The organism is Streptomyces cellostaticus (genome assembly GCF_001513965.1).
Classification (GTDB): Bacteria; Actinomycetota; Actinomycetes; order Streptomycetales; family Streptomycetaceae; genus Streptomyces; species Streptomyces cellostaticus.
This window is the reverse complement of record NZ_KQ948023.1, coordinates 163,360-175,880: the sequence shown is the minus strand read 5'-3', so window position 1 is coordinate 175,880 and position 12,521 is coordinate 163,360. Positions and strand designations below refer to the sequence as shown.

The 12,521-nt window shown below is 68.9% G+C and carries 10 protein-coding genes; 5 read left to right on the top strand and 5 right to left on the bottom strand.

The features are described from left to right. Window positions 1-7 precede the first annotated feature (7 nt). Window positions 8-1,516: a cytochrome ubiquinol oxidase subunit I gene (locus AQI88_RS19215; protein WP_067000536.1), complete on the bottom strand. Its 1,509-nt coding sequence runs from the start codon at window positions 1,514-1,516 to the stop codon at window positions 8-10. A 207-nt stretch (window positions 1,517-1,723) separates the two neighbouring features. On the opposite strand from AQI88_RS19215, the gene AQI88_RS19210 reads away from it, so the two are divergent. Beyond that, the gene (locus AQI88_RS19210) at window positions 1,724-2,098 is read left to right on the top strand and encodes a cyclophilin-like fold protein (protein ID WP_067000533.1); all 375 of its coding nucleotides are present in this window, start codon (window positions 1,724-1,726) and stop codon (window positions 2,096-2,098) included. Window positions 2,099-2,121: 23 nt separating this feature from the next. Here AQI88_RS19210 and hisC read toward each other — a convergent pair whose 3' ends face one another. Next, on the bottom strand, window positions 2,122-3,201 hold the full coding sequence (gene hisC, locus AQI88_RS19205; protein WP_067000530.1) for a histidinol-phosphate transaminase: 1,080 nt from the start codon (window positions 3,199-3,201) through the stop codon (window positions 2,122-2,124). Window positions 3,202-3,630: 429 nt separating this feature from the next. On the opposite strand from hisC, the gene AQI88_RS19200 reads away from it, so the two are divergent. The 3 genes from AQI88_RS19200 to AQI88_RS19190 all read left to right on the top strand — a co-directional run bounded on the left by AQI88_RS19200 (window position 3,631) and on the right by AQI88_RS19190 (window position 7,304). Next, window positions 3,631-4,743, top strand: a complete 1,113-nt coding sequence (locus AQI88_RS19200; RefSeq protein WP_079057660.1) for a LacI family DNA-binding transcriptional regulator — start codon at window positions 3,631-3,633, stop codon at window positions 4,741-4,743. Between the two features lie 419 nt (window positions 4,744-5,162). Further along, entirely contained in the window at window positions 5,163-6,239 is a 1,077-nt protein-coding gene (locus AQI88_RS19195) for a metallophosphoesterase (protein WP_067000524.1), read from the top strand. 192 nt (window positions 6,240-6,431) lie between these two features. After that, window positions 6,432-7,304 (top strand): hypothetical protein, encoded by an 873-nt coding sequence (locus tag AQI88_RS19190; protein ID WP_067000521.1) that lies wholly within the window; start codon window positions 6,432-6,434, stop codon window positions 7,302-7,304. Between the two features lie 112 nt (window positions 7,305-7,416). On the opposite strand, the gene thiC is transcribed toward AQI88_RS19190, so the two are convergent. Beyond that, window positions 7,417-9,201 carry a phosphomethylpyrimidine synthase ThiC gene (thiC, locus tag AQI88_RS19185; RefSeq protein WP_067000518.1) on the bottom strand — a complete coding sequence of 595 codons (1,785 nt, stop codon included), beginning with the start codon at window positions 9,199-9,201 and terminating at the stop codon, window positions 7,417-7,419. A gap of 237 nt (window positions 9,202-9,438) precedes the next feature. Here thiC and AQI88_RS19180 point away from each other — a divergent pair, with 237 nt between their 5' ends. After that, entirely contained in the window at window positions 9,439-10,962 is a 1,524-nt protein-coding gene (locus AQI88_RS19180; RefSeq protein WP_067000514.1) for a YibE/F family protein, read from the top strand. A 100-nt stretch (window positions 10,963-11,062) separates the two neighbouring features. Here the strand turns inward: AQI88_RS19180 and AQI88_RS19175 are convergent, their stop codons facing one another. Both AQI88_RS19175 and AQI88_RS19170 read right to left on the bottom strand, forming a co-directional pair. After that, window positions 11,063-11,500 (bottom strand): SsgA family sporulation/cell division regulator, encoded by a 438-nt coding sequence (locus AQI88_RS19175; protein WP_067000511.1) that lies wholly within the window; start codon window positions 11,498-11,500, stop codon window positions 11,063-11,065. A gap of 100 nt (window positions 11,501-11,600) precedes the next feature. Beyond that, window positions 11,601-12,488: an IclR family transcriptional regulator gene (locus tag AQI88_RS19170; protein ID WP_244184219.1), complete on the bottom strand. Its 888-nt coding sequence runs from the start codon at window positions 12,486-12,488 to the stop codon at window positions 11,601-11,603. Window positions 12,489-12,521 lie beyond the last annotated feature (33 nt).

The following is a 12,521-nucleotide window of genomic DNA, read 5'->3' as shown; positions in this document are numbered from 1 at the left end:
CCTCGGCCTAGTACGAGAAGGCCATCGGCTTGTCGGCGTCACGAGTGTCGCCGCCGATCTTCGTGGGCGGGTTGAGGTCGGCCTCTGTCAGCTCGGGCGGGCCGGCCTTGACGTACTTCACGAGCAGCTTGACCTCGATCACGGCGAGGATCGCGTACAGCGTGGTGAAGACGATCATCGAGGTGAGGATCTCGCCCTGGGAGACACCGGGGGAGACCGCGTCCCGGGTCTGCAGGACGCCGTAGACGACCCACGGCTGACGGCCCATCTCGGTGAAGATCCAGCCCCAGGAGTTGGCGATCAGCGGGAAGGCCAGGGTCCAGATCGCGATGCGCCAGTACCAGGTGGTCAGCTTCGGGCCGAGCGCCTTGTACTTGAACAGGACCAGGTGCGGCACCTCGTCGTCGCCGACCCTCAGGTGCTTGGGCAGCATGAACTTCTTGCGGGTCAGCCAGAGCCCGGCGAGACCGATGGCGAAGGAGGCCATGCCGAAGCCGATCATCCAACGGAAGCCCCAGAAGGCCACCGGGATGTTGGGCCGGTAGTCGCCGGGCCCGAACTTCTGCTGCTCGGACTTGTTCACGTCGTTGATGCCGGGGACATACGAGGTGAAGTCGTCGTTGGCGAGGAAGGACAGCAGGCCCGGGATCTCTATCGCGACGGTGTTGTGGCCCTTGTCCACGTCGCCGTAGGCGAAGATCGAGAACGGCGCCGGCTTCTGGCCGTCCCACAGCGCCTCGGCGGCCGCCATCTTCATCGGCTGCTGTTTGAACATGACCTTGCCGAGCACGTCACCGCTGACCGCGGTGAGCAGACCGGCGATGACCACGGTGACCAGGCCGAGCCGCAGCGAGGTCTTCATCTCGCGGATGTGCTTCTTGCGGGCCAGGTGGTAGGCGGCGATGCCCACCATGAAGGCGCCGCCGGTCAGGAAGGCCGCCGACAGGGTGTGGAAGGCCTGGCTGAGCGCGGTGTTCTGGGTCAGCACGGCCCAGAAGTCGGTCAGCTCGGCGCGCCCCCTCGCCTTGTCGATCTTGTAGCCGACGGGGTGCTGCATCCAGGAGTTGGCCGCGAGGATGAAGTAGGCCGACAGGATCGTGCCGATCGAGACCATCCATATGCAGGCGAGATGGATCTTCTTGGGCAGCTTGTCCCAGCCGAAGATCCACAGGCCGATGAAGGTGGACTCGAAGAAGAACGCGATCAGGGCCTCGAAGGCGAGCGGGGCGCCGAAGATGTCACCGACGAAGCGTGAGTAGTCCGACCAGTTCATGCCGAACTGGAACTCCTGCACGATGCCGGTGACCACACCCATCGCAATGTTGATCAGGAAAAGCTTGCCCCAGAACTTCGTCGCCCTGAGGTACTTCTCGTTCTCCGTGCGTACCCAGGCCGTCTGCAGCCCGGCCGTGAGGGCGGCCAGGGAGATCGTCAGCGGAACGAACAGGAAGTGATAGACGGTGGTGATGCCGAACTGCCAGCGCGCCAGCGTCTCCGGCGCCAAAGCCAAATCCACGTCGTCAGCTCCTAACTTCGCCGTGCTAGCGAGCGGTTTACCCCTTTTGTCACGCACATCACAGGAGCAACCGGACGCGCTTGTGAACGCGTTCACATTCACAAGCCATTATGACGCACTGATTTTCGGCAACAGAAGGGGGGTCCCCCCTTCGCCTTCGAGTCAAGACCTTGGCAGCGACTTCAACATATTGTTGAATTGCGCTCCATGCAGATACGGATCTCGTGGCCTGCCGGCCACCTCATCGCGACCCTCGAGAACACGCCGACCACACAGGCCCTCGGCAAGGCGCTGCCACTCGTCTCCACCGCCCACACCTGGGGCCAGGAAGTCTATTTCGACACGGGTGTGTCTGTTTCACGTGAAACGGACGCCCGTCAGGTCGTGGAGCCCGGCACAGTGGCCTTCTGGACGGACGGCGACGCCCTCGCCCTCCCCTACGGACCCACACCGATCTCGCGAGGCGACGAGTGCCGCCTCGCGAGCCCGTGCAACGTCCTCGGAAGCGTGGACGGGGACGCCGCTGTTCTGGCGACCGTTCGGGACGGCAACCCTGTACGCGTGGAACTGATCGACGAGTAGGGCTACCTGCCCGCCGACTGGAGTTACAGCTCCTTGCGGAACCCTTCCGCCACCTTCAGGAAGATGTCGTTCGCCTCGGTCTCCCCGATCGTCACCCGCACACCCTCGCCCGGGAACGGCCGGACCACCACACCGTGCTCCTCGCAGGCCGCCGCGAACGCGACCGTGCGCTCCCCCAGCCGCAGCCACACGAAGTTGGCCTGGGTCTCCGGCACCGTCCATCCCAGGGCACGCAGCGCGTCGACCACGCGCTTGCGCTCGCACACCAACGAGCCGACCCGGCCCATCAGCTCGTCCTCGGCCCGCAGCGAGGCGATCGCCGCTTCCTGTGCGAGCTGGCTGACACCGAAGGGCACCGCCGTCTTGCGCAGCGCCGCCGCCACCGGCTCATGGCCGATCGCGAAACCGACGCGCAGCCCGGCCAGGCCATAGGCCTTGGAGAACGTGCGCAGAACGCAGACGTTGGGCCGCTTCCGGTACAGCTCGACCCCGTCGGGCACCTCGGGGTCACGGATGAACTCCCGGTAGGCCTCGTCCAGCACCACCAGCACATCGCCCGGCACCCGGTCGAGGAACCGCTCCAGCTCGGCCCGCCGCACCACCGTGCCGGTCGGGTTGTTGGGGTTGCAGACGAAGATCAGACGCGTCCGGTCGGTGATCGCGTCCGCCATCGCGTCCAGGTCGTGCACATCGCCCGGCGTGAGCGGAACCTGCACCGCCCGGGCGCCGCTGATCTGCGTGATGATCGGGTAGGCCTCGAAGGACCGCCAGGCGTAGATCACCTCGTCGCCGGGTCCGCTGGTGGCCTGGATCAGCTGCTGGGCGACGCCCACGGAGCCGGTGCCGGTGGCCAGGTGGGAGAGCGGGACGCCGAAGCGCTCCGACAGCTCGTTCATCAGCCCGGCGCAGGCCATGTCCGGGTAGCGGTTGAAGTTGGAGGCCGCCGCGGTCACGCTCTCCATCACGCCGGGCAGCGGTGGATACGGGTTCTCGTTGGAGGACAGCTTGTAGGCGACCGGCCCGCCGGCAGCGGCAGGCTTGCCCGGCTTGTAGGTGGGGATACCCTCCAGCTCGGCGCGCAGCTTGGGGCTCGTCTCGCTCACCGCAGTCCTCCTCGCGACCACCGGCGGACCGTCAACGCCGCCGGCTTCCAATACTCCTCACCTTATGAGGATTCGGCGCCCCTGCGTACAGGTGCGGGACAGCAAGAGGCGAACCTCATCACTCCCAGAGGCATCAGGGGCATCAATGCACGAAGGCGTACGTATCGGGGGGCGCGCCGTACATATATCTATGCGCCGGTGGCTCACGCCGTAGCGCGCATCCCTCGTGAAGGTGAGTTGAGACCTCTTCGAGACATCGGACACTTGGCAGGCCCATGCGCGTCGACAAGTCACGTCTTGGCATGGGAGCGCTCAACTGCCTTGCTTTCTAAAGCAGTTATCCCTTTATGACCATGCAGAAACGTGCCTGTCAACGCGTGCATATGCGTCCGCACTACCCCACCGCATGAGCCCTACTATCGGCTCGCCATGACAGCAGCAGGGAAGCACCAGGTGAGCCGCGCGGAAACCTCACGTCGAGGCAGTCGGCCGGGCCGGGCGGGCATCAGAGACGTGGCCGCCGCCGCCGGAGTCTCCATCACGACCGTCTCCGACGCCCTCAACGGCAAAGGGCGGCTCCCGGATGCCACCCGGCGCCATGTCCGCGAGGTCGCCGACCGGCTGGGGTACCGCCCCTCGGCCGCCGCCCGCACCCTCCGTACGGGCAAGTCGGGACTGATCGGCCTGACCGTGACGACGTACGGGGATGAACCTTTCACCTTCACGGAGTTCGCGTACTTCGCCGAGATGGCCCGGGCCGCCACCTCAGCCGCGCTCGCGCGCGGCTATGCCCTCGTCATCCTGCCCGCGACCTCCCGCCACGACGTGTGGTCGAACGTGGCCCTGGACGGCACGGTCGTCATCGACCCCTCCGACCAGGACCCGGTCGTCAGCGAGCTGGTCCGCCAGGGTTTACCGGTCGTCTCCGACGGCCGCCCGGCCGGCTCGCTCCCGGTCACCGCGTGGGTCGACAACGACCACGAGGCCGCCGTACTGGGCATCCTCGACCACCTCGCCGACGCGGGCGCCCGCCGGATCGGCCTGCTCACGGGCACGACGACGGACACGTACACCCACCTGTCGACCACCGCCTACCTGCGCTGGTGCGAGCGGGTGGGCCAGGACCCCGTCTACGAGGCCTACCCGGCGCACGACCCGTGCGCGGGCGCCGTCGCCGCCGACCGACTGCTCGCCCGGCCCGACCGGCCGGACGCCGTCTACGGACTCTTCGACCCCAACGGCACCGACCTGCTCGCCGCCGCCCGGCGCTACGGCCTGCGTGTCCCGGACGACCTGCTGCTCGTGTGCTGCAGCGAGTCCACGGTGTACGCCAACACCGAGCCGCCCATCACCACGCTCTCCCTGAAACCGCGCCGGATCGGCACGGCCGTGGTCCAGCTCCTCATCGACGCCATCGAGGGCGTCGAGTCGGACCAGCCCGTCGAACAGGTGATACCGACCGAACTGATCGTGCGTACCTCGTCCCAGCGGCGTCCCCCGCGGACGACCGTCAGCCCACCGCGGGCTCCGGAGGAAGGGTAGGGGCGCGGCGACGCGCGACCGGGATGCTCGGTGGGGCCGGTCCGGCCGCCCTCCGAGCCCGGCCCGGCCGCCCGGTGCACGGGCGCTCGCGGCCCTGTGCGCACGGGGGCGGCCGCCCGATGCGCAGGGGTCGGTCACCCGGTTCCCACGGGTCGGCCGCCCCGGTTCGCACGGCTCGGTGCAGGCTGCGGTGGCCGGCCGAGCGCCTCGCCGGGCGGCCGGCGGGTGACCGGCAGCCGGTCGAAGCCCTGCCCAAACGGGGCGAAAGCCGCGATGAACCGGAGTCTTGCTCTGATTCACCACCCCTGGGTCATCACACGGCGCGACGGGCATTCCTATGATGGGCCCACGACACCGCGGGCCGCTGCGACCAGGCAGTCCGAAGCGGTGCAGCTGCGGCGCGATGGTGGAGGGGTCGGATGACTCAGGGGGCCGGTCAGGGACCCGAGGTGGAGCGGACGGCGACGTTGCGCGACTTCCGGGTACCCGCGTACGTCCACGAGACCGGTCCGTACGTCCACACCCACCCCGCCGACGCCGCCCCGCCCAGGGCCGAGGCCTATCCCGAGGGCTACACGCCCACCCAGCGCGACCTGCCCGTCATCAACCGCGGCGATACCCTCCAGGTCTCCGTCGACCCGGCCCCCGCCGCCCCGGCACCGCAGCCCGCGACGGGCCCCGGCCCGCTGTATGTCGTCGGCGACGTCCACGGCTACCTCGACGAACTGGTGACCGCACTGCAGGAGAAGGGGCTGATCGACACCTCGGGCCAGTGGTGCGCGGGCACCGCCCGGCTGTGGTTCCTCGGAGACTTCACCGACCGCGGCCCGGACGGCATCGGCGTCATCGACCTGGTGATGCGGCTCTCCGCCGAAGCGGCTGCGGCCGGCGGATACTGCAAGGCACTCATGGGCAACCACGAGCTGCTGCTGCTCGGCGCCAAGCGGTTCGGCGACACCCCCGTGCACTCCGGTGCGGGTACCGCCACCTTCCAGGCGGCCTGGCTGCTCAACGGCGGGCAGAAGACCGACATGGACCGTCTCCAGGACCACCACCTGCAGTGGATGGCCCGCCTCGACGCCATCGAGGCGGTCGACGGGTATCTGCTCATCCACTCCGACACCACCGCCTACCTCGACTACGGCGACTCGATCGAGGCGGTCAACGACACCGTCCGCGAGGCGCTGACCCGCAACGACGCGGACGAGGTCTGGGATCTGTTCCGCAAGTTCACCAAGCGCTTCTCCTTCCGCGACGAGGGCGGCGCCGACGCCGTGCGCTCCCTCCTCGATACGTACGGCGGCACCCGCGTCGTTCACGGCCACAGCCCCATTCCCTATCTGCTCGGCGAAGTCGGCTCCGAGGAAGGCGAAGAGAGCGGCGGCCCCGTGGTCGAGGGACCTCATGTCTACGCCGACGGGCTCGCCATCGCCATGGATGGTGGAGTGACCATGGCCGGAAAACTGCTGGTCGAGCAACTGCCTCTGGATATCTGAGCATTCACGGGGCATGCGCCGGCCAGGCGCGTCTTCGACGGGATGCGCGCAGGGCGGCACGCAATTTCGGCAACCCCCTGTCACCGTGTGCCGTCACGGCTCTACCATCGGCTTATCCGTAGCAGGCTCCCCTCCGTTTCTGCCCGACGGCTCGCCGGTGTGCGAGCCCCAAGCCCTACGGAGCATCGGGGGATGCACATGAACAGCGTTCCGCAGCACCTGCTGAGCGAGGACCGCCAGGAATTCGAGCGGATCCTCGATGAGGCGCTGCGCTCCGCACCACACCGACCGGAACTGGCCGCTGTCGGACAGCGGCTCAACCCCGAACAACTGCGCACCATGGCGCTCAACGCCACCGCGCTCATCACGGCGGCCGCGGCGACCGAGTACCAGCACTACGTGAAAGTCCGCGAGGAACTGCGTCACCCGGCGCCGTCCGCCCCCTCGGCTGTCCACGACTCCGGTTCCGCGGAACCGGCTTCGGGCGCGGTGGGACTCGCCACCACCCTCGGCGAGGCCACCGAGACGGCGGAGACCGCCGGAGCGGGCGCCGCCGCCGTAATCGCGGTCCTGGCCCCCGTCCTCGCCGGAACCGCCGCCGCGATCTTCCTGCTCGTCGGCTACATCCTGAAGATGCTGGACCCGGGCCAGGGCTTTGCCCAGACGATGCTCACCGCGGGCTGGGTCTTCGGCGCCGTGGCTGCGGCCGCGATCCTCGTCGCAGCGATCGGGCTGCTGCTCACCGCGCTGCGCAACAGCGCCTCGGCGGACGCCGAAGCCCATGACGCGGCGAGCAAGAAGGTGGCCGGGGCCAGAGAGGCCTGGCGGGACGCCCTGCTGGAGCGCGGCATCCTGCCGTTCCTGCGGGACGCGCTCGCCCAGCCCGGCACGGCAGCCCTGCACGGCACGACCCCGCCGGCCCCGACCAGCCGCATGCCGCGCCTCGGCTACGACCGGCCGGGCTTCAGCAGCCCCGACGACGGCTCGGCCTCCGGCCGCCCGAGCTTCACCAGCCCGGACTACACGAGCCCCGACTTCGGCGGCCCGGAGCACCAGCCGGAATAGCCCGCGGCTTGCGCCCCGCTGCGGGGCGCAAGCCGAACGGGGCGGACCGCGCGGCCAACCGGCGTGTCACCCCCGGTCAGCCGCACCCCGCAGTGCGTTCACCGCACGCACCTCAGTCGGCGATCGGCAGATAGACCCGGTTGCCCGAAGCCGCGAACTCCTGCGACTTCTGGACCATGCCCGCCTCGATCTCGGCCCGGCTGCCGCCGTGTTCGCGACGGATGTCCTGCGAGATCTTCATGCTGCAGAACTTCGGCCCGCACATCGAGCAGAAGTGGGCCGTCTTGGCGGGCTCGGCCGGCAGGGTCTCGTCGTGGAACTCCCGTGCCGTGTCCGGGTCCAGGGCGAGGTTGAACTGGTCCTCCCACCGGAACTCGAAACGGGCGTCGGACAGCGCGTCGTCCCACTCCTGCGCACCCGGGTGCCCCTTGGCGAGGTCGGCTGCGTGGGCGGCGATCTTGTAGGTGATGACGCCGGTCTTGACGTCGTCACGGTTGGGCAGGCCCAAGTGTTCCTTGGGCGTGACGTAGCAGAGCATCGCCGTGCCCCACCAGGCGATCATCGCGGCACCGATGCCGGAGGTGATGTGGTCGTACGCCGGCGCGACGTCCGTCGTCAGCGGGCCGAGCGTATAGAACGGAGCTTCATCGCAGATCTCCTGCTGAAGGTCGATGTTCTCCTTGATCTTGTGCATCGGGACGTGCCCCGGGCCCTCGATCATGGTCTGTACGTTGAAACGCTTGGCGATCGTGTTGAGTTCCCCGAGCGTGCGCAACTCCGCGAACTGGGCCTCATCGTTGGCGTCCGCGATCGAGCCCGGCCTCAGGCCGTCGCCCAGCGAGTACGTGACGTCGTAGGCGGCGAGGATCTCGCAGAGTTCCTCGAAGTTCTCGTACAGGAACGATTCCTTGTGGTGCGCCAGGCACCACGCGGCCATGATCGAGCCGCCGCGCGAGACGATGCCGGTCTTGCGGTTGGCGGTGAGCGGGACGTACGGCAGGCGCACGCCCGCGTGGACGGTCATGTAGTCCACGCCCTGCTCGGCCTGCTCGATGACAGTGTCCTTGTAGATCTCCCAGGTCAGTTCCTCGGCCCTGCCGTCGACCTTCTCCAGCGCCTGGTAGAGCGGCACCGTGCCGATGGGGACGGGGGAGTTGCGCAGCACCCACTCGCGGGTCGTGTGGATGTTGCGGCCGGTGGAGAGGTCCATGACCGTGTCGGCGCCCCAGCGGGTCGCCCAAGTCATCTTCTCCACCTCCTCCTCGATGGAGGACGTCACCGCGGAGTTGCCGATGTTGGCGTTGACCTTCACCAGGAACCGCTTGCCGATGATCATCGGCTCGATCTCCGGGTGGTTGACGTTGGCCGGCAGCACCGCGCGGCCCGCCGCGATCTCCTCGCGGACCACCTCGGGGGAAACGTTCTCCCGGAGCGCCACGAACTCCATCTCGGGCGTGATCTCGCCCCGGCGGGCGTACGCGAGCTGCGTGACCGCCTTGCCGTCGCGGCCGCGGCGCGGCTGGCGCGGGCGCCCGGGGAAGACCGCGTCCAGGTTGCGCAGCCCGCCGCGCGGCGAGGTGTGCTTGATCCCGTCGTCCTCAGGACGGACGGGACGGCCCGCGTACTCCTCGGTGTCGCCGCGGGCGATGATCCAGTTCTCCCGCAGCGGCGACAGGCCCCTGCGGACGTCGGTGTCGACGAGTGGATCGGTGTACGGGCCCGATGTGTCGTACAGCGTGACCGACTGCCCGTTGGTGAGGTGCACCTGGCGGACCGGCACGCGCAGGTCGGGGCGAGTGCCCTCGACGTACGCCTTGTGCCAGCCGATGGACTTCCCGGCCTCCTGGGACTTCTCGTCCTGGGCGGAGGCAGGCGTGCGTGCGTCCTTGTTGGTCATGAGACCTACTCCCTACGCCGGCATTACCCGGTAACAGGTTCGGCGGTCGACGCAGCGGTTTCCGTCTGCCGATGTTTCCCGTGAAACGTCGTTCCACGTGAAACATCGCGAATACGGAGGTCAGCGCCCTCTCAGCCCGGTGCTCCGAGCTCCCGCGTGTGCAAAGGTGCCTCCACGCTAGCGTCAATTCGGGCGCGGTGAACAGAGGGCCCCCGTCGTTCTTGCGATGATCGGGCGGTGACCACGACGGAGCAGTACCCGTACCCGCCGCCCGAGCCGCCCCGCCGAGGCGGCTCCGGACAGGGCGGCGGACCCGGCCACAACGGTCATGACGGTCATGACGGTCATGCGGCCGGTAACGGGCTCGGCCAGGGCACTGGGGCCAGACATGGGCATGGGCAAGGGCACCCGCATGACCCGGGCCCAGGCGGCGGCCACGGCCACGGCCACGGCCACGGCTCGCATGGTCACAGCCACAGCCACGGCCCCGCCACGCCCGTCTCGAAGCATCTGCGCAAAGTCATCGCCGCGATCCTGATCCCGTTCGCTGCAGCGGTCGTGGTCGGCCTGGCGGTGCTCTGGCCCGGGGGAGCCCCGCCGCACGAGCGCACCGGCGTCGGTTTCGACCGCCAGACGCAGCAGGCCACGGTCACCAAGGTGGTCGAGGTGAGCTGCAAGTCGGTGAACGCATCGGGCGACACCCCGACCGGCGACACCTCCACCGCCGAGGGAAACTCGGCGCAGCAGGAGGCGAAGGGCACCTGCAAGAAGGCGACGGTCCGGGTCGACACCGGCAAGGACAAGGGCCGTACCTTCACCGAGATCGTGCAGCCGGACCAGTCGCGGCAGTTGCACCAGGGCGAGCAGGTCGTGGTCGCCTACGAGCCCTCGGCGCCGAAGGATCTGCAGTACTCCGTCACGGATGTGGACCGGAAGTTCCCGATGGCGCTGCTGGCGGGGATCTTCGCGCTCGCTGTCGTGGTGGTGGGCCGGATGCGCGGTGTCATGGCGCTGATCGCGCTGGCCGTGAGCTTCCTGGTGCTCACGCTCTTCATCCTGCCCGCGATCCTGCAGGGCTCGAACCCACTGCTGGTGGCCGTCGTCGGGTCGAGCGCGATCATGCTCATCGCGCTCTACATGTGCCATGGGCTGTCGGCCCGTACGTCGGTCGCGGTGCTCGGCACACTGGCGTCCCTCCTGCTGATCGGCTTTCTCGGCTCGGAGTTCATCGACTGGGCGGCGCTCACCGGCAACACGGACGACAGCACCGGCCTGATCCACGGCCTGTATCCGTCGATCGACATGAGCGGTCTGCTGCTGGCCGGCGTCATCATCGGTTCGCTGGGTGTCCTGGACGACGTGACGGTGACCCAGACATCGGCGGTCTGGGAGCTGCACGAGGCCAATCCGGCGATGGGCTGGCGCGGGCTGTACCGGGCGGGCATCCGCATCGGCCGCGACCACATCGCCTCGGTGGTCAACACCCTGGTCCTCGCCTACGCCGGTGCCGCGCTGCCGCTGTTGCTGCTGTTCTCGATCGCGCAGAGCAGCGTGGGCACGGTGGCCAACAGCGAGCTGGTGGCCGAGGAGATCGTGCGCACGCTGGTGGGGTCGATCGGCCTGGTGGCCTCGGTCCCGGTCACCACCGCCCTCGCCGCCCTGGTGGTCTCCGCCGACCGGCCCGGACCGGACACGGCTGCCCCCGCAGGGGCCCAGCCCACCCCGGCGCGCGGCGGCAGGGGCCGGCGCCGGAAGCGGTGACCCCGGGACGCCCGGGGGCCCAGGAGCCCACTGAAGAAGCGTTCCTGCACAGTCCCACGCGACACGGCGGAACGCCCAGGCGCCCCGTTGCCGTAACGCTTCAGCCGGCGCTCTGCTCCTCGGCCAGGATGCGGTCCAGGGCCTCGTCGAGATGAGCATCGAAGTCGGCCAGAGCACCTTCCTGGCCGAGCGGCACCAGCTTGTCCGTGCGGTCGAGGAAGGCCACGAGCGGCGGCGCCGAGGAGCGGAACAGGGCCTGGTCGCCGCCGACCTGAAGCCGGATCAGCACCTCGCCCAGCAGCTCGGAGTCGGCGGGCGCGATGTGCACATCGCCCTCCCCGCACGGCCGCCCGACCCCGTCGATCAGCAGCTCGCGGCCGAAGGCCCAGGTCACCGGGGCGTCGCCGGGTAGATGGAAGGTCAGCCGCACGGCATAGGGATCACAGGTCTCGTAGCGCAACTCCACCGGGATGCGGAAGGACAGCTCCTCCGACACGAGAAAGCTCATCATGACCTCTGCCTGTACGGATTCGCGCATCGCCTGCCCCGTCGTATGACATCGATTGGCCGGGATTAAGCCCCTTCGACCGTGGTCAAATCTTGCTCAACGTACACGAGAGATCACAAGGAGTGAGTTTTCAGATACTGATAGAGAGTGCCAGCGAGCCCAGATGACGCCCGATCTCGGTCTGCAGCTGGTGAGCGGCAGGCAACAGCCGGTCGCTCTGGTGGGAGGGAAGTGAAAGGGCCATCGTGGCCGCCGTGGCACCGATGGTGATCGGAATCGCAGCACAGACCGTCCCGAGCGCGTACTCCTGACGCTCCACCACCGGCTCCATCCGCGGCATTCTGGCCAGGCGGCGCAGCAGGGCGTGGTTGTCTCGCACGGTGTACGGCGTGATGGACTGCACGGGATAGCGGGCCAGGTGGTCGCGGCGGGCGTCCTCGTCCAGCTGGGAGAGCAGACACTGCCCGATCGCGTGCGCATGCCCGGTCTCGCGGAAGTCGGCCCACTCCTCGACCGCCGGGGTCTCCCGCGAGTCGGAGACGCAGATGACCTCGATCTCGCCGTCCCGGTACATCGCGTAGTACAGCGGTACACCGATGGAATCGCGCCAGTGCGCAAGGGTGTCGGCCACCGTGCTGCGACGTTTCTGCTGCGCTCCGCTGCTACTCAGCCGCTCGGCCGCGTCGCCGAGGAAGAACAGCCCTTTCTCACGGCGCAGATAGCCCTCGTGCACAAGGGTGCGCAACAGGTGATACGTCGTGGGCAGGGCAAGACCGGTCTCGCGGGCGAGCTGTTTGGCGGGAGCGCCGTACTCATGCGCCGCGACGGTCTCCAGCAGGCGCATCGCGCGCTGGACGGACCCGATGAGCGTCGCGGCGGGCGCTTGCCCCGGGGCGTCCGCGGAGCCCGGTTGCCCGGGGACGGCCGCGGCGGGTGGCCGCTGCACAGGAGGTGTGCAGGAGCGCGGCGGGGTGGGGGGTGCGTGGGGTTCTGCCGGTGCGGTGTCAACCGTGGCCAAGGGTCACTCCCGAAGCGCGTGGGTGGGGCAGCC

What these genes read in the sequence shown, in the direction of transcription:
- AQI88_RS19210 (WP_067000533.1), top strand. Translation starts at nt 1,724, where the DNA reads ATGCAGATACGGATCTCGTGGCCTGCCGGCCACCTCATCGCGACCCTC.
- thiC (WP_067000518.1), bottom strand. Translation starts at nt 9,201, where the DNA reads ATGACCAACAAGGACGCACGCACGCCTGCCTCCGCCCAGGACGAGAAG.
- AQI88_RS19190 (WP_067000521.1), top strand. Translation starts at nt 6,432, where the DNA reads ATGCACATGAACAGCGTTCCGCAGCACCTGCTGAGCGAGGACCGCCAG.
- AQI88_RS19175 (WP_067000511.1), bottom strand. Translation starts at nt 11,500, where the DNA reads ATGCGCGAATCCGTACAGGCAGAGGTCATGATGAGCTTTCTCGTGTCG.
- AQI88_RS19195 (WP_067000524.1), top strand. Translation starts at nt 5,163, where the DNA reads ATGACTCAGGGGGCCGGTCAGGGACCCGAGGTGGAGCGGACGGCGACG.
- AQI88_RS19200 (WP_079057660.1), top strand. Translation starts at nt 3,631, where the DNA reads ATGACAGCAGCAGGGAAGCACCAGGTGAGCCGCGCGGAAACCTCACGT.